This window comes from Bacillus sp. FAU20, from assembly GCF_056033865.1.
The window spans coordinates 528,142-549,314 of sequence record NZ_JBVYHY010000021.1 but is presented as its reverse complement, the minus strand read 5'-3'; the positions used below and the strand labels follow the sequence as shown (position 1 = coordinate 549,314).

Genomic DNA, 21,173 nt, shown 5'->3' with positions numbered 1-21,173 from the left:
ATGTCTAGATAAGGGGATGGAGTATGATTAAATTGGAAATTAGAGTAGAACGTCTTAGGAAAGAAAAAATAGAGGACATTGTAGCGTTATCTTCTTATATTGGGTGGGATTATAACAGGGAAGAAATTGAGACTATTTTTAGCTCAGGTATTGTATACGGTGTGTGGAATGAGAGGGAGGAACTCATTGCTAGTGCGGCAATAATATTATATGAAGAGAAATTAGCATCTATCGGAATGGTCATTGTACATCCGAATTATAAGGGACGCGGGATTGGAAAGACGATAACGAATGCATGCATGAAGAGCGTATCGGCTCAAACTGCCATTATGCTTATTGCTACGGATGAGGGGGAATTTTTATATAAAAAATTAGGATTTAGAGCAGTAAGCTATGTTTCTAAATACATATGTAACTCGTACAATGTGAATGATTATTGTATAGAAAATGAAGATTATATAATGAATTATCAAGAGTGTGATTTAGAAGAACTAATAAAATTAGATGAATATGCGTTTGGAACAAATAGAAAAGAGTTTTTAACGAAAAGAATTATGCAAAGTGAACAGTGTATCGTTGTAAAGGATGAGGAACAAAGTGTATTAGGTTACGGTTTAAGTATACAAACGCCAGAAAATAAAATAATAGGGCCAATCGTTGCTAAAAATGATGAAATGGCAATGAAAATAGTACATGCTTTAGTAAGAGGGCATAATGGAAAATTAAGAATGGATGTACCAGAAGGAAAGAACGATTTCATGAAAGAATTAGAGATTGCTGGTTTTAAAAAGGTGAATACACCACCAATTATGATGAAAAATAGTAATCGGTTATTAAAAAGAAATGGTGAACTATATAGTATTGCAGCGCAAATTTTTGGATAAAAAAGAATCCTTCTGAATGAAGGATTCTTTTTCGTTAATCACGATATTGATCATGAATAGGTACAAAAAGGTCTTCCTCGACATCCCTAACAACTGAAAAATGATCCACATTATAATGTCCATGTAGAATTTTATTATGGTGAGAGATAATTTGCTCTGCAGATAATACGTTAGAATCAGTTGTGGAATGACCATTTTTAATTAATGTAACGTCAAATCCTTGTACAGTTGCTGTCCTAACGGCAGTGTCGATACAATGCTCTGTTTTACATCCACCGATAACGATATGGCCAATCTTCTCTTCTTTTAAAAGTTCAAGTAAAGAAGTGCCATAGAATGCGTTCGTTGCTGCTTTATTAATAAGGATTGCAGACTGAGGTACTTGAATTTCATTATGTACTTCAAATCCCTCACCGCTACCAGAAGCAACATCGATATCTCTTACGAAAACAATAAGGGCATTTGCATCGATTGCTTTCTGCACAGCTGTATTTAGTGTGGATAGTAACTCGGTTTTACGAAAAACTGCATTTTCTTTTTCATTTCCATCCATTAACTCTTGTTGCGCATCAATAATTAATAGTGCTTGTTTCATTTTATATCCCTATCCCCTTTAATATAAAATAAGTTACCAGTTACATATTCTTTTATATTGTAAGGAAATCCTCTATCGTCTACTTCGGATAGATTTACAAAGTTGTCATATAAATTTCATTCTCATAGCTTGTAAAAACATGTATGATAGGAGATGGAGAATTTTTGAGTAGGTGGGAATAGCATGCAAACAGTAGAAGATTATCTTTCATTCTTACATACGAAAGGATTTAAACTATCAGAGGAAGCACAAGGGTTTATTATGTTCGGACAAGGATATACGGGTGCATCTGATGGAATTGTGAACGCGGCAATAGAAGCGACAATTAAACATCAGTTACAGTTTGATGGGAGTTATTTTGTTGCGTTATTAGAACGATTGAAAGAAGAAGAGATTACAGATAAAAAAAGCGCTAAGGCTTTTATGCGGAAGTTACAAGCGTAACTTCACGCAGCCTGCGCTTCTTTTTTTGTTTTGGAAGGTAATTCAACAAACACCATGCCTAGGAAAATACAGAGGCATCCGATAATAGCGGAAATAGAAAGTTGTTCGTTTGCAACGAGAACGCCTGTTAAGGCAGCGAAAACGGGCTCCATTGCGAAAATAATGGCTACTCTCGTTGGAGACGTATGTTTTTGCGCTGATGTTTGAATGAAAAAAGCAATGGATGTTGCGAATAGAGAAGTTAGAAATAGGGCGAATAAAAAGGAAGAATTCGTCCATAGTGCTGCTGAAAGTAATTTTTCCCAATCTTCAAACAAAAAGGCGCAAATAGAAGAAAACATACCGACAGCTAACACTTGCGACGTACTTAACAATAAAGGTGATATTTTCTTAGAGAAGAAGCCATTAACAAGAATATGAGTAGCGAAAGCAACCGCGCAACCGAGAACGAGTATATCTCCAATGTTTAATTGAAATGAATCACCAGCTGTTAATAAGTATAAACCTGCTGTTGCTACAGCAATGCCCATTACGATAAAAATAGTAGCTTTTTGTTTTAAAAAGATAAAAGACAAAATAGGTACCATAACGATACTAAGCCCTGTTAAGAATCCTGCTTTTGAAGAAGTTGTATAAAGTAAGCCGAATGTTTGTAACACATAGCCAACACATAAAAAGAATCCAACGATTAATCCAGCAAAGCTACTCTGTTTTATATCTTGTTTTGAAGTTTTTTTTGCGAAAATCATTTGAACGAATAATAAAATAATTCCGGCGAATAAAAAGCGAATACCATTAAAAGTAAATGGACCAACGAAAGACATAGCATTTTGAACGACAACAAACGTAGCTCCCCAAATAAAAGAGACAAATAATAAAGCAAGAGGAGCAATCCAATCTTTTTTCACACTCATACCTCCGTTAATTTTGTAAGATAGCCTTTCTAGCTAACTCATCAGCAACTTTATTTTGACTACTTGGAATCCACTTAATAAAAAAGAGGTCGAAATTTTTTATGTACTGCAGTGCTTCTTCTAATAAAGGTGCAAACATTTTATTTTTTGCGTATTCTTTTTCGACAGCTCGCTCGACAAGTTGCGAATCTGTACGAAAAGAGACAATGTTATAATTATGCTCCGTGCAATATTTTAATGCCGCAAGTAAAGCGTGGTATTCTGCTTCATGATTGGACATTGTCCCGAGGGGTAATGATAATTGTACAGCTGGTTGAACCCCTTTAATAAATACTCCCGCACCAGAAGGACCAGGATTTCCTTTTGATGCACCATCAATATATACTTCAATCAAAATGAGAAACCTCCAAATGATAAGATGATCCCCTACTTATATGTTTCTTTGAAGTAGGGGATAGAGTAATTAGCCGATTGTAATGCTATAACGACATGTAAATGTTTCATTCGCTTGTAAAGATTGAATTCCTTTTTTTTCCTTGAAATCTTTTGCTGGAGTTACTTCATCGGCAATTCCGTACCAAGGTTCAATACATAAGAAAGGTGCATTATCCCCTGGTGTCCATACGCCGACAAATGGGAATCCGTCAAATTCTACTTTTACAAATTTATTATGTTTATGAGAACGAATCGAAATTTCATTCGTATTCATATGTTCAAAAATAAGCGCATCATTTTTGAATAAATCATATGTAAGTGGCAATTCATTTGTATTTTCAGCGATTAATTGCTTTTTGTTTGAAAGATAAGGTCCTTCTAATACACTGGTTTCTAAGTGTTCCGAACCATTAAACGATAAGTGATAATCTGTAAATGATTCACCGTCCAATAAAGGCAAGTTGAATCCAGGGTGTGCTCCGATTGAGAAGAACATCTCTTTTGAAGTAGGATTGTTTACTTCGTATGTTACATGAACACTTTGTCCATCTAGCTCATAAGAAACGAGTAATTCGAATTCGTATGGGTATTTTTTTAATGTTTCTTCATTACTAGTAACGATATAAGTGATCTTTGTTTCGCTTTGTTCTTTCACAGAGAAAGTAAGATCACGAGCGAAACCGTGTTGTGTTAATGAATATGGTTTACCGTCTACGTAGTATGTATTATCTACTAATCGACCGACAATTGGGAATAAAATTGGTGCGCGGCGCCCCCAATAAGTAGAATCACCTTGCCATAAATATTCTATGTTGTCTTCTTTTAAGCGAACGCTCTGTAATTCTGCACCTTTGTCAGAAATGGAAACGATCACTTTTTCATTTTGAATTGTTGCTGTCATGAAGTGAAACCTCCTAAATCTTTCATATGTTTCATTATACGTTGTCTAAAAGAAAAAAGGTAGTTCACGATAGGAATCTATTGACGAAAGAGGGGCTACCACGTAAAATATAATCTTGTTGCTTAAAAAACGAATAACGTGGTTCGAAACCATCCCACGTAAAAAAACTAAGGAGATTTTGTCATGAATATTAGAACTTTAGTCGGTAATGGTATTTTAGCGGCATTATATATTGCTGTTTCTATGCTTATTCAGCCATTTGGCTTTACGAATGTACAGTTTCGTATTTCAGAGATGTTTAATCATCTTGTTGTATTTAATAAGAAAGCAATTTACGGAATTGTATTAGGTGTATTTTTAACGAATCTCTTTTTCTCACCTATGATCGCTTACGATTTAGTATTTGGAGTAGGGCAATCTATTCTTGCATTAGTTGCAACGATTATTTCTATGCGATTTATTAAAGGTGTTTGGGCTCGTATGATTTTTAATACAGTTATCTTTACAATTACAATGTTTATGATTGCAATTGAACTTCATCTTGCATTGGGTTTACCATTTATGTTGTCTTGGTTAACATGTGCAATCGGTGAATTTGTTGTCATGGCGATTGGTATGCCTGTAATGTACTGGATTAACAAGCGAGTACAATTTGAAAGATTTATGCAATAGATGAAAGAGTTATTCCTATAGGGATAGCTCTTTTTGTATGTAATCACATTGAATATAATGCTGTGACTATTGATACAATATAATAAAATAAAGTGAGGCTTTCATTAGCTGGCTACATATAAGAAGTCTTATATAAGGGGAATCTAGTATGAAATATAAAATTCATTGGTTGTATAAAACAAAGCGCGGTTTGCAGACGGAATTAACGACAGATTATATGAACATAGAAGAAGTACTTCAATTTGCAGAGGATTTTGAGAAAACGGGTAGGGTGAAAGAACTACTATTTTACGATGAAATGGATGCCGAATGGTCATTAAAGGAAATGAAAAAGCTGAGTAAACAAGTGGAGGAAGAGCCTCAAGAAATACACGTTTATTTTGATGGGGGGTATGATGTGCAAACGAAAGAGGCTGGCGTTGGTATATGTGTGTATTATAAAAAAGGAAATACAAACTACCGCATTCGCCGCAATGCATATATAGAAGGTATATATGATAATAATGAAGCGGAATATGCATCATTATTATACGGTATGAATATACTCGAGGAACTAGGGATTAAGTATGAAGCAGTTACACTTCGCGGAGACTCACAAGTGGTACTGCAGCAATTAGCCGGAGAATGGCCTTGTTATGATGAACATTTAAATCATTATTTAGATCAAATTGAACAAAAGGCGAAGCAAATGAAATTAAAACTTGTATGTGAGCCGATATCTAGAAAACAAAATAAAGAAGCACATCAATTAGCTACGCAAGCATTAGAAGGAACAGTTATTGATAGTCATAAAGAAATAACCGAATAGAGAGGTGCAAAGGTGGATAAAAAGCAACTCATTACAGAGGTAAATGACTTATTAGAAACGTATTGTGAAGGGTGTTTTTTGCGAGAACATAATCGAAAGACGAATAGTAAGTATTACGCTCATTCATTTTGTATCAGGCAATGTACAGTTGGAGAAATGTTGAAAAAGTATGGAGAACAGCTGTCATGAAAAAACATCCAGAGAAAATTCTCTGGATGTTTTTTAGTGCTTCGCTTCATTTAATTGATGCTCGCATTGACTTAATTTTTTTTCCTCATTCATCAGAAACGGCTCATCTAAATCTGTTGCAACAGACTTCATAATTTCAAGCTGAGAGCGAGCGGCTTCTACAGCAGTAGTAGCATGCTCTAATGTATCTGGATCCATTGAAATTGTTGCTGATCCTACCATTTTTTGTGCTGTTTCTACACGGAATTTCACTTCTTCAAAATCATTTACTTCTGATCCCATTAATAATTCCTCCTTTGTATAGTGCGCATTTCACATAGTTTTTGCTCTGTAAAACGGAAATATACAAAGGAATAACAAAGGAGGTTACCAAGTAAGGTAACCTCCTGTTATATGTTGGATTAAAGTTTTACTACGTTAGCAGCTTGAGGTCCGCGGTTACCTTCAGTAATATCGAAAGATACTTCTTGACCTTCTTCTAAAGCTTTGTAGCCGTCTCCTTGAATAGCAGAGAAATGTACGAATACATCGTCAGCGCCTTCCATTTCGATAAATCCAAAACCTTTTTCGTTGTTAAACCATTTTACTTTTCCTTGCATGTTACAATTCCTCCTAAAAGCGTTTACTATTTTCATTTAGTGAAATTCATTTAAAAAAATAATATAAACTAAAAATGCTATATTCTTGAATATTCTGCTAAATGATTAATTTAAATATACACGAATTGGGAGAATTTAGTCAAGTAAGCGATTTTATTTTTTTGTATTTTTAAATAATTTTTCAGTCAAATTTTTAAATAGGTATAGGACAGACCGAGTATGTAATATTCTTAATTGAATGCTATACATAATGAGGTGAAAGAATGAATAAGTCTTACTTATTAGACAATGAAGGAATGAGAACGAGAACCGATATACCGGATTGGGTTGCAAAAGAATTTGAGATTTTTTCAAGTGTCGTGTTAGAACCAACTTTTCCATGTTATTTCGGTTTAACAGCTTTGAAAAAGAATGAACTTCGTTATTCATTTCTTTCTCATAATGATTGGAGTCATTTGCCACATACAATGTTATCTTTTTTAGAGTTAATGAAAGAGAGGCCGATTGTAAGAAGGGGCTTTTTCCTTTTTGTAGAACCGGAATGTGAAGAACAATCACTCGAATATTACCGTGATTCCTTTTGGAAAGTGTTACAGTATTTACATGAAAACGATAATCAAGCATGGCCAAAGCAAATTCCTGAAGATCCAGACCATTATTTATGGGAATTTTCATTTGGTGGTGAGCCAATATTCGCATTTGGAAATGCGCCAGCTTATAAAAAACGAAAAACTAGATATTTAGGGAATTCACTCGTTATTGGGTTTCAGCCACGCACTATTTTTGATGGATTAGAGGGAGATCATCCTAAAGGAGCATATTCAAGACAAATGGTCCGTGAGCGAGTTGAAAAGTGGGATCAATTGCCGAAACATCCTAACATTAGTCATTATGGTGACCCAGAGCATCGCGAATGGAAACAATATTTCATAGGAGACGATGTAGAGCTAATAAAAGGGAAATGTCCTTTTCTTCATAGGATAGAAAAGTAAGAGCCATCACCTAGATGGTTCTTTTGTATATTTTGGATAAAAAAGGGTATTTTATTATGAAAGCTAGTCTATTTTTTTAATTACATCATTAACTAGTAGTAAAGAGAGTAGAAAGGATAGAGCGATGTTTGGAGCAATTATACAGCAAATCGTATTAGGTATATCATTGGCTGCGCCAGTAGGGCCAATTAATATTGAAATGTTAAAACGAGGAATCGAACGTGGGTTTTGGCACGCTTGGGTTGTTGGAATTGGCGGAATGACTGCAGATGTTTTATTTATGCTTCTCATTTATTTCGGTTTATCTTCTGTGTTTATGTATACATATGTACAAGCCTTCATGTATTGCACGGGTTTTTTCTTGTTATTTTATTTAGGATTTCAAAGTGTAAAACAAGGAATTTTCCACTCGAATATGGAATATAAAAAAGAAGAGGTAGGTGGCCTTAAGCAATCGTTTATGGCAGGATTTTTAATTGCGATATCCAATCCATTAAATCTTGTTTTTTGGTTTGGTATATACGGAAGTACACTTAGCTCATTACTTACGAAGGTAACGAAACAAGAAGCTTTTTTATACAGTCTTTGCATTATTGCTGGTATTATTTTATGGAATTTAAATATTGCTTTTTCTGTACATTTTGGAAGAACTTTATTAAAACCAAAAGCGCTTGGCTACATAACAGCCGGAGCAGGTATTATTTTAGTATGTTACTCTATACATTTTGCATACAAAGCTTTACAGTTGTTCACATAAGATTGAAGGGGAGATTTTTATGTATCGAACCACTATTGAAGGAAAAGAAATTATAATTACGTTAGCGCCAAAAATCCGAAAAGAAATTACTGATAGAGATCCACTATATGAAACGGTATTTCATAATGCAGCAAGATTGTTACAAACAAAGCAACCGACGTTTGCAGTAAATCATGAAATATTGGGGCTTATTATTGGAGAAGTGCAAAGAGGAGAAGTAACAGTGTTTGCAGTGGAACATATTATTCCGAAGCAAAATATATTTGGACCAAACAATTTTTTCTCGACAATAGAACAGCAGGCAAATTTGTAAAGTGAATAGAATAAGAATAGAAAAGAAATAGTCGTAACGATATGTTGCGGCTGTTTTTTTGGAAAAGGGGGAAACAAGATGAAGAAAGTGGGGAAAGAGTTCTTTTTACAACATGATATCGTTATTATGTATAGCATTCTATTTATTTTCATTATTATTTTAAAAATGCAATTTTTTACGTGGTTTGGTATGTTAGCATGTATGGTTGGGATTGCTTTCTATACACTTAATGAATATATGACACATCGTTTTTTATTCCATATAAAGCCACCTAAAAACACATTTCTATTAAAAATGTTAAGAAGATTGCATTATGATCACCACGTATATCCAGATGATTTAAAACTTTTGTTTTTACCTGTTTGGTTTAGTATACCTAGTTTTACTATATATTTGCTTATAGCATATGGTATTACAAAAAGTGTTACTATTACACTTTCATTTGGAATCGGAATGATTATTATGCTACTCGTTTACGAATGGAAACATTATATTGCCCATAGACCGATTCGTCCCGTCACTAAGTTTGGAAGATGGTTAAAAAAACAACATATATTACACCATTATAAAAACGAAAAGTTTTGGTTCGGTGTTTCAAATCCAGTATTCGATTTTATATTTGGAACACTTAAAGACGGAAAAGAGGTTGAGTTAAGCGAAACAGCTCGTAATTTAGAAAAGGAAAAAAAGACAAAAGTAGTGCGTTAAGCACTGCTTTTGTCTTAATGAGGAAAAAATAAGTAAGGTGTCACTTTATGTTGAAAAAGTATATTAAAAATTTAGGGGAAATTGCCGAAAAATGTCTATCAAAAAATCTTTGCATGAATGCACGGATTGTCTACAATAAGTATAAGTTTCTGAATATTTATAAAATTTAGTCTTTAGGTATGCAAGGGGGAAGTGCATTTCAAGTAAGAGGGGGGATCGGTTAATGAAACGAGATGATACGTCAGCACGTAAGTTGCAAAATGAGGTGAATTATACAGAGGTTGTTCAGTCAGAAGAATTTCAATTGCTATTAAATACGAAAAAGAAGTTCATCGTTCCAATGAGTATTTTCTTTTTAAGTTTTTTTATTGCGTTACCTATATTAACATCGTATTCAAAGGTACTCAATACACCGGCATTCGGTGATGTTACGTGGGCATGGGTATTTGCATTTGCTCAATTTATTATGACGTGGTCATTATGTATGATTTACAGCAAAAAAGCGGAATCCTTTGATAAAATCTCACAAAACATTCTGCAAGATATGCAAAAAGGGAGGGGATGACTTTGAATGTAACCGCTTTTGCACTATTTTTAATCATCGTACTTGGTACACTCGTCATAACTTATTTTGCATCGAAGAAAACGAAAAATGCGAGTGAGTTTTATACGGCTGGAGGGGGATTAACTGGTTGGCAAAATGGTCTGGCTATTGCAGGAGATTATATGTCTGCTGCGTCCTTTCTTGGTATAGCTGGGGCGATCGCGTTAACTGGGTTTGATGGGTTCTTTTATAGCATCGGTTTTTTAGTTGCATACTTAGTTGTATTATACTTAGTTGCAGAGCCGCTTCGAAATTTAGGAAAGTACACGTTAGCAGATATGATTGCAGCGCGTTTTGATGCGAAAAAAGTTCGCGGAGTTGCAGCGCTTAATACGATGACGATTTCGATTTTTTATATGATTGCACAATTAGTTGGGGCTGGTGCACTTATTAAATTATTATTAGGAATCGAATATACGACATCTGTTTTAATCGTTGGTACATTAATGACAGTGTACGTTATTTTTGGCGGAATGACTGCGACGAGCTGGGTTCAAATTGTAAAGGCTGTATTACTTATGGCTGGTACATTTATTATTTCTGTTATCGTTTTCGCAAAATTTAATTTTAGTGTGACTGAAATGTTCGCACAAATGAAGACAGCTACACCGTTAAAAGACTCGTTTTTAAACCCAGGAGTAAAGTATAAAGATGGCCTTGATACGCTATCTTTAAATTTAGGACTAGTTCTTGGTACAGCTGGATTACCACATATTCTTGTTCGCTTCTTTACAGTTCGTGATGCAAAAACAGCACGTCAATCTGTAGTATACGCGACGTGGTTAATTGGCGCATTTTATATTATGACAATTTTCTTAGGATTTGGGGCAGCGGCATTTGTAGGGAATGAGGCAATTATTAAAGCAAATCCTGCTGGTAATATGGCAGCACCTTTATTAGCGAAAGCGTTAGGTGGAGATTTCTTATTTGCTTTCGTATCAGCCATTGCTTTTGCAACGATTTTAGCTGTAGTGGCAGGCCTTGTATTAACAGCAGCGTCAGCCTTTGCACATGATTTTTATAATGAAATTATTCGCAAGGGGAAATCAACGGAAAAAGAGCAAGTTTCAATGGCTCGCTATGCGTCTATTGGAGTAGCGGTATTATCCATTATACTAGCGTTATTTGCTCAAACATTGAACGTAGCATTTTTAGTTTCATTAGCATTTGCAGTTGCAGCGAGTGCAAACTTACCAGTTATATTATTCACAATATATTGGAAGCGTTTCAATACAGCGGGTGCCATCTCTGGTATGATTGTTGGTCTCGTATCAGCTATTGTTCTCGTAGCGTTAAGTCCGAATGTTTGGAATCCTGTAGCTGGAAAAGCTATATTTGTTGGAGAAGCGATATTCCCATATACGACACCTGGAATTATTTCGATCCCGCTCGGATTCCTTGCAGCGTATTTAGGGACCATTTTATCTAGTAAGAAAGAAGATGCGGCGAAGTTTGATGAAATTCTTGTGAAATCTAATACTGGTCATGGTATTAGTGATGCGTCTTCACATTAAAAAAGAGGGGCTTTTCGATAATAAGAAAAGCTCCTTTTTCTTTTGTCATTTTATTGTAAATAATACTGCTTTGTAAGTAGGATTTGTCTTAATTTTGTGGAATGAAAATAAGCAGGGAGAAATTTAAATCATCATGGCACCAGCGCAGCTTTTGTGAAAAATAAGTTGTTATGGAAGGTGGAAGAAATGATGAAAACGAAACAGACTGATGAATTATTAGCAAAAGATGAGCAATATGTTTGGCACGGAATGCGTCCCTTTAGTCCAAATAATACAATGGTAGGGGCAAAAGCAGAAGGGTGCTGGGTTGAAGATATACAAGGGAAAAGATATTTAGATGGTATGAGTGGTCTTTGGTGTGTGAATAGTGGATACGGCAGAAAAGAGCTCGCAGAGGCAGCTTATAAGCAATTACAAACATTATCATACTTTCCGATGTCACAATCGCATGAACCGGCTATAAAGCTTGCAGAAAAATTAAATGAGTGGCTTGGAGGAGAGTATGTTATTTTCTTCTCTAATAGTGGTTCGGAAGCGAACGAAACAGCTTTTAAAATAGCAAGGCAATACTATGCGCAAAAAGGTGAAGCACATCGTTATAAATTTATGTCACGTTACCGCGGGTATCATGGAAATACAATGGCAACGATGGCAGCGACGGGACAAGCACAGCGTAGATATCAATATGAGCCATTTGCTTCAGGCTTTTTACATGTAACGCCGCCAGATTGCTATCGTATGCCTGGAATAGAAAGAGAGAACATTTATGATGTAGAATGTGTGAAAGAAGTAGATCGCGTTATGACATGGGAATTAAGTGAAACGATTGCAGCTTTTATTATGGAACCAATTATTACGGGTGGAGGCATTTTAATGCCACCACAAGACTATATGAAAGCTGTTCATGAGACGTGTCAAAAACACGGTGCCTTGCTCATAAGCGATGAAGTGATTTGTGGTTTCGGACGTACAGGAAAAGCATTTGGATTTATGAATTATGATGTGAAGCCAGATATCATTACGATGGCAAAAGGGATTACGAGCGCATATTTACCGTTATCAGCAACAGCTGTGAAAAAAGAAATATATGAAGCATTTAAAGGGAAGGGAGAATATGAATTCTTCCGTCATATTAATACATTTGGTGGAAATCCAGCGGCTTGTGCATTAGCACTTAAAAACTTAGAAATTATGGAAAATGAAAATTTAGTTGAGCGCTCTGCACAAATGGGCTCGCTTTTATTAGAGCAATTAAAAGAAGAAATTGGAGAGCATCCACTTGTTGGGGATATTAGAGGAAAAGGTTTACTAGTTGGAATTGAGCTAGTAAATGATAAAGAGACGAAAGAGCCAATTGATAACGACAAAATTGCAAGTGTTGTAAATGCTTGTAAAGAAAAAGGGTTAATTATAGGGCGAAACGGTATGACAACAGCAGGATACAATAACGTCTTAACATTAGCACCACCGCTTGTTATTTCGAGTGAAGAAATCGCTTTTGTTGTTGGAACGTTGAAGACAGCGATGGAACGCATTTAATGAATGAAGCGAGCTGTAGATTACAGCTCGCTTTTGTTTAGTAGGAGGAGTTTTTTATGGAGAAATATGATCCTAGTCAACATTATCACATCGGATATTATGAAGATGGATATGATTTGGAAGTGACAGCGTACAAAAGAATAAATGAACCAGTTTGGGATGCTTATATTCCGCACTATGAGGCAGACGGTTTTTATAAGAAAGTGGAGGAAATGAAACTAGGCGAATATATAGATGATTATGGCATTAAGGTGTATTCATTTAGTAATGATATCGATGATGAAGAAGCTCGAACTATTTTTGAAAAATGGTTAAAAAAGCACGAGATTGTTTAAAGATAAAACAAAAAGGAGATTGCTATTTTATAAGATAGCAATCTCCTTTTATTATAGTAAACTTATTTACTTGCTTTCATTCATTGCTTTATCTTTAGCACCAAAAGTGTATTTTAACATTGGTGGTGTAATCATTGTAGTTAAAATAACGACAATAACGATTGCTGTAAAGTAATCTTGTGCTAATAGACCTGAAGAGAGTCCTGTTCCTGCGATGATAAGTGCAACTTCACCACGAGAAACCATACCAGAACCGATAATTGCAGAAGACTTTGCATCAAATCCAGTCATGCGTGCACCAACACCACAACCAATTAGTTTTGTTAATACAGCGATTACTGTTAATGCTAGGATGAACCAAATTTGATTGCCAATACCGTCAAATGTAATATTCATACCGATACTAACGAAGAATACTGGAACGAACATAGCGTAAGCAATTGGTTCTACTTTCTTTTCTACTTCATGTTTGTAGTTTGTTTGAGAAATTGCAATACCAGCAGCGAAAGCACCAATAATACCAGCAATTCCTAATAATTCGCCGAAATATGCGAATGAGAAACAGATGATAAGAGCTGCGCTCACGATAGACTCAGATACGCGTAGTGGTGATAACCAACGCATGATCGCTGGTACACCTTTCCATCCAATTAAAATAATAGAAGCGAAGAATACTACTTTCTTCAAGATAATCATTGTTAAGTTAACATCATCAGTGCCTAAGAAGCTCATTGCGAATGCTAATAAAATAACAACAAGAATATCATCAAATACAGCGGCTCCAAGCATCGTCGTACTCTCACGTGTTTTCATTTTACCTAAATCACGAAGTGTTTGAACGGAAATACTAACACTTGTCGCGCACAGAAGTAGCCCTAAGAATACAGCGTTTCCTTGTTCCATTCCCATAACAAGACCGGAAACGTAACCACCTACGAATGGAAGAATGATACCCCCGAGTGCAACTGCTAAAGAAGAATTGCGATTTGCGTTTAATTCATCTAAGTCTGTTTCAAGTCCTGCCATAAACATTAAAAGAATAACACCGACATTACTTAATTGTGTTAGAAGCTCTGAATTTTCAATCCAACCTAATATAGCTGGGCCGATAACGATACCGACAATTAATTTACCTAGCACAGAAGGTTGACCTAATCTAACACTAAGATCACCAGCAAGTTTTGTACTTAATAAAATAAGTGCAATTTGAAAGAAAAATTCGAATTCCATCTGATCCTCTCCTCGTCATTTTTAGTTTTATCATACGATTTCTCGGAATTTGCCTAATGAAAATATGTAAAACCCATTAAACAAAAAGGGTCTTATTACAAGTTCTTTTGAACTCGTAATTTGAACCTGTAATTAATATATAATAAAATTTATTAAAAATCAATGAAAAAATAGCAGATTTTCATGATGGAATTTGATTTAAGTATGAAGGGAATGGCTATATAATAAGAAGAAATAAGGCAACATTTTTAATGAATTGGAGAAGGAAACATGTTATTAAATAAACGTTTTACAATTGGAGAAATGGCAAAAATGCATAATATCGCAGAATCTACATTAAGGTATTATGATGAAAAAGGAATTTTTCATCCGTCCATTGTTGATCCTCAAACGAATTATCGTTATTATACAATCGATCAATTTTCACTGTTAGATACGATTAAATTTTTACGCCAGTTAAATATTCCGTTAAAGGAAATTAAGAAATATATTGATGAAAGAAATCCAGCATACGCACTCAATTTACTGGAAAAACAACAAGAGATGATGCTGAAGAAACAAAGAGAAATTGAGTATGCTTTGGCGAAAATGGAGCATAGAATTCATTTAATTAAGGAAGCAACAAAAGCAAAAGCTGAACAAATGGTAATAAAAGAGATCCCGCAGCGAAAAATAACAGCTATTGCGGTTGCCCCGAATACGACGGATGATATGTTTGAGTACTACATTCATTCGTTGCAAAAAAATATGAGGCAAATGGATGATAGCTTATTTTCTGGAGATATTGGTGTAACTGTTGCGAAAAAAGGGTTAATGCAAAATGAGTTTCAAGCATATAGCAGTGTATTTATTCTTTTGGATTATATGCCGTATGAAGTGCATACTTCAGATGAAATTAAAGAAGGTTTATATGCTTGTTCTTATCATCATGGACCGTATGAAGAAACAGATGCAACGTACAAGGAGTTACTTACATACATTGATAAAGAAGGTTACGAAGTACATGGAGATTCGATTGAGATTGGATTGATTGATTGGTCTGTAACAGAAGATCCTGAGGAGCAAGTAACAGAAATTCAAATTCCTATAATGAAAAAACAAAGCAATAAGTTATAGGACTCGTATAATTACAAATGAGCATCAAACGCGATAATTAAGTCACCTATTTTTTAATTCTCTATTGACCTTAAAGTTACTTGAAGGTTTAAACTAAGAAAAGAGAGTTGAAAAAAAGGAGCATATTAGAGTATGGAAGCAACAGAAAAATTAAGAGAAAAACCAATTAAAAGTTTATTTATTTCTTATTTAATACCAGCCGTCCTCGGAATGGTATTAATGTCAGTGAATATTGTAATTGATGCGGTTATGATTAGTAGAGGAGTTGGGGCGAACGGTTTAGCAGGAGTGAACGTGGCTATTCCAGCCTTTTCGATTTTCTTCTCTATTTCATTATGGATTGGAATGGGCGGGGCAACGTTATATTCCATTGCATTAGGTGAAAATAAACGAGAGAGAGCGAGGTCTATTTTTACTCAATCAATGACGGTAGCAGTTGTTATCGTAGGTGTTTTAGCAGCGATTTGCTTATGGAGAATAGAAGATTTAGCATACTTATTTGGTGCAAATGAAGTAATTTTACCATATGCGTTAGACTATTTACACGTATTATTAACATTTGGAATGATATACGTTTTAGAAAATATTTTAAGTACATTTATACGAAATGATGGAAATCCTAATTTAGCAATGGCTGGTCTTGTTGTAACGGCTGTATTAAATATAGTGTTTGACTATATCTTTATTTTTATCTTTGGATGGGGCGTAACAGGTGCTGCCTCAGCGACTATTCTTTCGGCAGCGATTGGTTTCCTTGTATTATTAACCCATTTCTTTAGAAAAAGTAGTATTTTAAAGTGGACGAAATTTCATTTTGAATGGGATACTGTCAAACAAATTATGGTGATTGGTTTCCCAAGTTTTACAGCAGAAAGTACGGTTGCAATCGTAACGATTGGTTTTAATATTGCATTTGTCCAATATGCAGGAGAAGTAGGAGTAGCTTCCTATGCGATGGTGAATAGTATTCATGCAATGACATTACTATTATTCTTTGGTGTTGGAGCAGCATTACAGCCAATTGCTAGTTTCCATTACGGGGCAAATTTATCAGAGAGACTTCGTGAAGGATTGAAGTTTGCTGTGAAAATTGCTGTTGTCCTCGGAGGCTTTGCGATAATTGTCGGATTATTCTTCGGGAAATATATCATTGGTTTATTTGATGTTCAATCTCCAGAATTATTGGAGTTAACCTTAACAGGTATTAGTTTATTCTTTATCCAATACGTATTTTTAGGTTATAACATTGTGTATGGAGAGTACTTCCAATCAGTGCGACAAACGAAGAAATCAGTACTTATTATAATGAGCCGAGGATTACTATTTATTATTCCATTGTTATGGATTATGCCGAAATTATTTGGTATAAATGGAATTTGGCTCGTTATGCCAGTTGCAGAAGTAATGACAGCGGTTATCGTATTTACGATGAATCGTATGAAACATCCTGTGCCATTAAATATGGCAGGAGAGAAAGAAGCGATATGATGAAGAAAATCCCCTTAAGCAATTAAGGGGATTTTCTTATTCCTTTAAACTAATCGCAAAAGATCCATCCGTTTCTTGAACAGAAGCAAAGGCAACGTTTTTAATATTTGTAATTCCTTTTTCTTTTAATTCTTTATATAACCATTTTTCATCTTTATGTATTAACTTTAAGTTATCATATTGAATTTGTGAATCGACGATAAGTGCAATTGGTAATCCAGCATACTTAACTTCTATGTTTAAATCTTTTGGAGTTAATGGTACAAGTTCTCTTTTTGGTAAAATACTAATAGCGCCGTTCGCTTCTAAAATAGCGTATTCAATTTCATGAACACTTGGATATCCTGCAACGCGAAGATTAGAAAGCAATTCTGCAATGGGGTATCTACTTTTTTGTAAGTTCTCAAAAATAATATCACCATGTTTAATTAAAATGATAGGGTGTCCGAGAATAAAACGATTTAGTTTGTTGAATAGGCTTAATTTTGTAAGGAGTAAATGTAAACATGTGATAACAACCATACCGAGAAATGCTTGTAAAGCACCAGAGACGGGTATGGCCTGGAAAGCTAAATAAGATAAAAAAATTATAGCCCCAAAATCATGAGGAGTTAGTTGCGCTAACGCGGATTTACCGAGTAACTTAAGCGATAGTAAAAATAAGATGAAAAAGAACGACACGTTACATAAAAAGAGAAGCAATAGAGACACTCCTTCGTGTAAAGTTGTACTTACTATTCCCGAAAGTAATATAAATATTACCTTTCAGAGGATAAATTAGGGTTTATTGGAATTTGTCTGTATACAAACAAATAAATGGATATTATCATGAAGGAAGTAAAAGAAAATAGGAGTATATGAATATGAGAAAGAAGAAAATAATGAAGGGCATTTTAGGTGTTATAATGATTTGCGCCGTGTATGCGGGGTTTTTACAATATCACATTTATAAGCATGGGCATATGAATGCAACCTACGATGCTGATTACATAATTGTACTAGGATCGAAAGTAAATGGGACGAAACCATCTTATTCATTGCAATATCGTATTGATAAAGCAGCTGAATATTTAAAATCACATGAGAAAACAATCGCTATCGTATCTGGAGGACAAGGAAAAGGTGAAGACATTTCAGAAGCATTAGCAATGAAACAAGGATTAATAAAACAAAACATCGTAGAAGACCGCATTATAATGGAGAACAAATCTACGAGTACAGATGAGAATATTACATTCTCAAAACCGTTAATTCCAGCCGATATGAAAAAAGGTATGATCGTAACAAACGATTTTCACATGTTTAGAGCGAAAAAAATAGCGGCCAAACAAGGTTTACAATTAGAAGGTCTTCCGGCAAAAACACCGAAACCAATCATCATTCCATCGAATGTACGAGAATATTTAGCAATTACACAGTATTGGTTTATGAATCGAATATAGTGAAAGTGATCCCGTCTGAAACTCAGGCGGGATTTAGTTTGAGGAAAATCTTACAAATATGTCACGTTCGTGAAAGGTAAAGCGATAGTTTCTAGAATGATTTCCTGACATAATGAAGGTAACAAAAACTATTTAGAGGTGAATCGGATGAAAGGAAATAATATTTTATCTTCGTTATGTTACTTTAGTATCTTTTTTGCACCATTTTTACTACCAATTATCGTGTACTTTGTTGCAGAAGATGAAGTGAAGTATCACGCGAAAAAAGCATTTTGGTCACATGTTTTCCCATACGCAATCTTATTTGGAGGACTAGCAGTATCAGGCATGTACGGTTTAGGGTTCAATCAATCTGACGGTGCTGGAATTGGAATGGCTATCACATATGCAGTGTTCATTCTTGTAGGGATTTACTACTTCATTTGGAATATCGTAAAAGGTATTAAAGTTTTGAAAACGGCGTAATAAGATAAGTATAATTTCATTTACCGTATTGATAAACGTTTTAAAAAAGGGCAATTCAAAAAGAATTGCTCTTTTTGTGCTTATAAGTTGTGAAAATTGAAAAAAATATGTTAATTTTTCATTATGAAGAGAAAAAAGGAGTGATTTTCATGAATGAGATCATACATAAGATGGAGCAACATGTTTCAGTTCGTAAATATAAAGAAGAATCAATTCCGAAAGATGTAGTAGAAAAGATGGTGCATGCTGCGCAACATGCAGCTTCATCACATTTTGTACAGGCGTATTCTGTTATATATGTAACAGATCAGCAATTAAAGGCTAAACTAGCAGAGCTATCCGGAAATCGCCATGTGAAGGACTGTGCAGCATTTTTTGTTTGTTGTGCAGATTTAAAACGACTTGAAATTGCATGTGAAAAACATAGTACAGAGATAAAGCATGAGGGAGTAGAAGACTTTATCGTTGCGACGGTAGATGCTTCACTTTTTGCGCAAAACTTAGCATTAGCGGCAGAATCATTAGGATACGGTATTTGTTATATTGGTGGTATTCGCAATAATCCGAGAGAAGTGAGCGAATTGCTTCATTTACCGGATAAAGTATATCCTGTATTTGGAATGACAGTCGGTGTACCAGATGAAGAACATGGAGTTAAACCACGTTTACCAGTAGCAGCAGTTCTTCATGAAAATGGATATGATGAACAAAAATATGATGAATTACTAAACGAATATGATGAAACGATGAACGCGTATTATAAAGAAAGATCATCAAATAAGAAAAGCGTAACATGGACGGAATCCATGAGTTCATTTATGTCTAAAGAAAAAAGAATGCATATGAAAGAGTTTTTAAGTGAAAAAGGATTAAATAAGAAGTGAGTAAGAAGGCAAACCTGACGTATAGGTTTGCCTTTTTTGGAGGAGAAATACCTAAGGCCAGAAAGTTGTTTATTCTTTCTGAACTTAGGTATTTTGTTTGTTATCATATACATAGAAATAAAAATTAATAATTTTTTACAAAAGTGATAGAAAATGAGAATGAAATGCCAATAGTAAGTAAAAGCAGCTGCTAAAGGGGAACTGAGGAAGGAAGATGCTTATGATTTTCAATTCTGAAGAGGATTTAATTATAGCTATGAAAAAACATGATCAAGATGCTTTGAAAGAAGTGATTGATCAATATGGAAAATTAATTTTGTACATTATTCATAAATCATTAAGTACCCCTATTGAAAAACAATATGTGGATGATTGTTATAACGATGTATTTACTGTCATTTGGTTTAATATCGACCAATTTGATAATGTAAAAAGCGGCATAATAGCCGCTTTTTATCGTTATCACGTTTAAAAATATATCATGATATTTCATTCGAAACCTAATTCTTAATGCATAACCTAAAGCAACTTCTATAATAAATGCAAACTTTCAATAAGAAGATACATACCCGTACAACTTAAAAGGATATACGTAAATATTTTAAAAATCCGTTGATTAAACCATTTAAAAATAATTTGACCTATAAACAAACCTAAAAATACAATTGGAATGGCATAAAAACTTGATTCCCAAATGGTTTTGTTTGTGCCAGTAAAGAGTATTTGAGTTACTAGGCTAATGAAATATATAAATAGATAAAAAGCTAATGTAGTTCCTCTTAACTTCTCTTTTTCAGTATCAGTTCCTGTAAAATAAAGTAACAGGGGTGGACCTGGCATACCGATACTTGTCGTTAAAAGACCAGATAATCCGCCAACTATGAAATCTCTAGATTGTGTTGATCTAACCTTAACGTTGCATATTAGCAACAATGTTAATAGCAAGAGTAGGATGCTAACTGCTAATTTAAAAGTGTTTATGTTAACGGAAATGAAAATTAAAATGCCAAAAGGAACACCAACTATACTTCCAAAAATAAACCTTTTCAGTAGAACAAAATCAACATCCATTCTTATTTTCCAAATGAGTGAAATGGAGATAATTAAAGATAAAATAATGTTTATTTGTATAGCTTCTTGTGGCAGAAATAACATAAGTAAGAAAGGGGTTGCCATTATGGAGAAGCCAAAACCTGTACTTGCTTGCAGAATAGAAGCCACTAATATAATGCATATGAAAATGAATGTGATACCCAAAACAGCCCTCCTATTTAATCAAGTTTAACTAGTTAAAGTCTATTATTTAAGTGCAATATTTCACAAACTTATTTGTATTTTAACATAA

Annotated in this window: 28 protein-coding genes and 1 riboswitch; of the genes, 19 read left to right on the top strand and 9 right to left on the bottom strand. The window is 34.5% G+C overall.

Annotation, left to right across the window (positions count from 1 at the left end):
* Positions 1-23: 23 nt before the first annotated feature.
* Entirely contained in the window at positions 24-884 is an 861-nt protein-coding gene (locus tag AC0OM3_RS16620; protein ID WP_000593065.1) for a GNAT family N-acetyltransferase, read from the top strand.
* Positions 885-918: 34 nt separating this feature from the next.
* On the opposite strand, the gene AC0OM3_RS16615 is transcribed toward AC0OM3_RS16620, so the two are convergent.
* Entirely contained in the window at positions 919-1,479 is a 561-nt protein-coding gene (locus AC0OM3_RS16615; protein ID WP_000806332.1) for a cysteine hydrolase family protein, read from the bottom strand.
* A 183-nt stretch (positions 1,480-1,662) separates the two neighbouring features.
* Between AC0OM3_RS16615 and AC0OM3_RS16610 the strand changes: the two genes are divergently transcribed.
* Entirely contained in the window at positions 1,663-1,923 is a 261-nt protein-coding gene (locus AC0OM3_RS16610; protein WP_001195212.1) for a DUF6123 family protein, read from the top strand.
* Between the two features lie 2 nt (positions 1,924-1,925).
* Here AC0OM3_RS16610 and AC0OM3_RS16605 read toward each other — a convergent pair whose 3' ends face one another.
* The 3 genes from AC0OM3_RS16605 to AC0OM3_RS16595 form a co-directional block, all read right to left on the bottom strand.
* A complete protein-coding gene (locus tag AC0OM3_RS16605; protein ID WP_000711149.1) occupies positions 1,926-2,831 on the bottom strand; it encodes a DMT family transporter in 906 nt (301 codons plus the stop codon).
* A 13-nt stretch (positions 2,832-2,844) separates the two neighbouring features.
* Positions 2,845-3,231, bottom strand: coding sequence for a reverse transcriptase-like protein (locus AC0OM3_RS16600; protein WP_000573872.1), 387 nt, complete (start codon positions 3,229-3,231; stop codon positions 2,845-2,847).
* A gap of 69 nt (positions 3,232-3,300) precedes the next feature.
* Positions 3,301-4,173 (bottom strand): aldose 1-epimerase family protein, encoded by an 873-nt coding sequence (locus AC0OM3_RS16595; RefSeq protein ID WP_000127398.1) that lies wholly within the window; start codon positions 4,171-4,173, stop codon positions 3,301-3,303.
* 132 nt (positions 4,174-4,305) lie between these two features.
* Positions 4,306-4,350, top strand: a riboswitch (PreQ1 riboswitch).
* Between the two features lie 6 nt (positions 4,351-4,356).
* Between AC0OM3_RS16595 and AC0OM3_RS16590 the strand changes: the two genes are divergently transcribed.
* From AC0OM3_RS16590 to AC0OM3_RS16580, 3 genes are all read left to right on the top strand, one after another.
* Entirely contained in the window at positions 4,357-4,845 is a 489-nt protein-coding gene (locus AC0OM3_RS16590) for a QueT transporter family protein (RefSeq protein WP_202822488.1), read from the top strand.
* Positions 4,846-4,993: 148 nt separating this feature from the next.
* On the top strand, positions 4,994-5,653 hold the full coding sequence (locus tag AC0OM3_RS16585; protein ID WP_000875543.1) for a ribonuclease H family protein: 660 nt from the start codon (positions 4,994-4,996) through the stop codon (positions 5,651-5,653).
* Between the two features lie 12 nt (positions 5,654-5,665).
* Positions 5,666-5,842, top strand: a complete 177-nt coding sequence (locus AC0OM3_RS16580) for a zinc-finger domain-containing protein (RefSeq protein ID WP_202822489.1) — start codon at positions 5,666-5,668, stop codon at positions 5,840-5,842.
* 33 nt (positions 5,843-5,875) lie between these two features.
* Here the strand turns inward: AC0OM3_RS16580 and AC0OM3_RS16575 are convergent, their stop codons facing one another.
* Positions 5,876-6,124, bottom strand: coding sequence for a DUF2564 family protein (locus AC0OM3_RS16575; RefSeq protein ID WP_000534396.1), 249 nt, complete (start codon positions 6,122-6,124; stop codon positions 5,876-5,878).
* Between the two features lie 119 nt (positions 6,125-6,243).
* Positions 6,244-6,441, bottom strand: coding sequence for a cold shock-like protein CspB (cspB, locus tag AC0OM3_RS16570; RefSeq protein ID WP_001161731.1), 198 nt, complete (start codon positions 6,439-6,441; stop codon positions 6,244-6,246).
* Positions 6,442-6,704: 263 nt separating this feature from the next.
* On the opposite strand from cspB, the gene AC0OM3_RS16565 reads away from it, so the two are divergent.
* From AC0OM3_RS16565 to AC0OM3_RS16530, 8 genes are all read left to right on the top strand, one after another.
* The gene (locus tag AC0OM3_RS16565) at positions 6,705-7,433 is read left to right on the top strand and encodes a YqcI/YcgG family protein (RefSeq protein WP_001043773.1); all 729 of its coding nucleotides are present in this window, start codon (positions 6,705-6,707) and stop codon (positions 7,431-7,433) included.
* A gap of 124 nt (positions 7,434-7,557) precedes the next feature.
* Positions 7,558-8,190, top strand: coding sequence for a LysE family transporter (locus tag AC0OM3_RS16560; protein ID WP_000466565.1), 633 nt, complete (start codon positions 7,558-7,560; stop codon positions 8,188-8,190).
* Between the two features lie 19 nt (positions 8,191-8,209).
* A complete protein-coding gene (locus AC0OM3_RS16555) occupies positions 8,210-8,503 on the top strand; it encodes a hypothetical protein (protein WP_000286382.1) in 294 nt (97 codons plus the stop codon).
* A gap of 78 nt (positions 8,504-8,581) precedes the next feature.
* Entirely contained in the window at positions 8,582-9,211 is a 630-nt protein-coding gene (locus tag AC0OM3_RS16550; protein ID WP_000755399.1) for a sterol desaturase family protein, read from the top strand.
* Between the two features lie 223 nt (positions 9,212-9,434).
* On the top strand, positions 9,435-9,776 hold the full coding sequence (locus tag AC0OM3_RS16545; protein WP_000817376.1) for a DUF485 domain-containing protein: 342 nt from the start codon (positions 9,435-9,437) through the stop codon (positions 9,774-9,776).
* 2 nt (positions 9,777-9,778) lie between these two features.
* Complete coding sequence (locus AC0OM3_RS16540) at positions 9,779-11,329, top strand: solute symporter family protein (protein ID WP_001103249.1); 1,551 nt, start codon at positions 9,779-9,781, stop codon at positions 11,327-11,329.
* 189 nt (positions 11,330-11,518) lie between these two features.
* Positions 11,519-12,868, top strand: coding sequence for an aspartate aminotransferase family protein (locus AC0OM3_RS16535; RefSeq protein ID WP_000850944.1), 1,350 nt, complete (start codon positions 11,519-11,521; stop codon positions 12,866-12,868).
* A gap of 56 nt (positions 12,869-12,924) precedes the next feature.
* On the top strand, positions 12,925-13,203 hold the full coding sequence (locus AC0OM3_RS16530; RefSeq protein WP_000417077.1) for a DUF3986 family protein: 279 nt from the start codon (positions 12,925-12,927) through the stop codon (positions 13,201-13,203).
* Between the two features lie 66 nt (positions 13,204-13,269).
* Here AC0OM3_RS16530 and AC0OM3_RS16525 read toward each other — a convergent pair whose 3' ends face one another.
* On the bottom strand, positions 13,270-14,433 hold the full coding sequence (locus AC0OM3_RS16525; protein ID WP_000393874.1) for a cation:proton antiporter: 1,164 nt from the start codon (positions 14,431-14,433) through the stop codon (positions 13,270-13,272).
* 270 nt (positions 14,434-14,703) lie between these two features.
* Here AC0OM3_RS16525 and AC0OM3_RS16520 point away from each other — a divergent pair, with 270 nt between their 5' ends.
* Both AC0OM3_RS16520 and AC0OM3_RS16515 read left to right on the top strand, forming a co-directional pair.
* The gene (locus tag AC0OM3_RS16520; protein WP_000925915.1) at positions 14,704-15,549 is read left to right on the top strand and encodes a MerR family transcriptional regulator; all 846 of its coding nucleotides are present in this window, start codon (positions 14,704-14,706) and stop codon (positions 15,547-15,549) included.
* A 132-nt stretch (positions 15,550-15,681) separates the two neighbouring features.
* Positions 15,682-17,037 (top strand): MATE family efflux transporter, encoded by a 1,356-nt coding sequence (locus AC0OM3_RS16515; RefSeq protein ID WP_000388398.1) that lies wholly within the window; start codon positions 15,682-15,684, stop codon positions 17,035-17,037.
* Between the two features lie 36 nt (positions 17,038-17,073).
* Here the strand turns inward: AC0OM3_RS16515 and AC0OM3_RS16510 are convergent, their stop codons facing one another.
* On the bottom strand, positions 17,074-17,739 hold the full coding sequence (locus AC0OM3_RS16510; RefSeq protein ID WP_000923924.1) for a DUF421 domain-containing protein: 666 nt from the start codon (positions 17,737-17,739) through the stop codon (positions 17,074-17,076).
* 161 nt (positions 17,740-17,900) lie between these two features.
* Here AC0OM3_RS16510 and AC0OM3_RS16505 point away from each other — a divergent pair, with 161 nt between their 5' ends.
* The 4 genes from AC0OM3_RS16505 (at position 17,901) to AC0OM3_RS16490 (ending at position 20,300) form a co-directional block, all read left to right on the top strand.
* Positions 17,901-18,479, top strand: coding sequence for a YdcF family protein (locus tag AC0OM3_RS16505; protein WP_474212440.1), 579 nt, complete (start codon positions 17,901-17,903; stop codon positions 18,477-18,479).
* Positions 18,480-18,626: 147 nt separating this feature from the next.
* The gene (locus AC0OM3_RS16500; protein WP_000678055.1) at positions 18,627-18,944 is read left to right on the top strand and encodes a magnetosome magnetite crystal formation protein family; all 318 of its coding nucleotides are present in this window, start codon (positions 18,627-18,629) and stop codon (positions 18,942-18,944) included.
* Between the two features lie 149 nt (positions 18,945-19,093).
* Positions 19,094-19,828, top strand: coding sequence for an oxygen-insensitive NADPH nitroreductase (gene nfsA / locus AC0OM3_RS16495; RefSeq protein WP_001002397.1), 735 nt, complete (start codon positions 19,094-19,096; stop codon positions 19,826-19,828).
* Positions 19,829-20,048: 220 nt separating this feature from the next.
* On the top strand, positions 20,049-20,300 hold the full coding sequence (locus AC0OM3_RS16490; protein WP_003300677.1) for a hypothetical protein: 252 nt from the start codon (positions 20,049-20,051) through the stop codon (positions 20,298-20,300).
* 59 nt (positions 20,301-20,359) lie between these two features.
* Here the strand turns inward: AC0OM3_RS16490 and AC0OM3_RS16485 are convergent, their stop codons facing one another.
* Positions 20,360-21,085, bottom strand: a complete 726-nt coding sequence (locus tag AC0OM3_RS16485) for a sulfite exporter TauE/SafE family protein (RefSeq protein ID WP_000513084.1) — start codon at positions 21,083-21,085, stop codon at positions 20,360-20,362.
* Positions 21,086-21,173 lie beyond the last annotated feature (88 nt).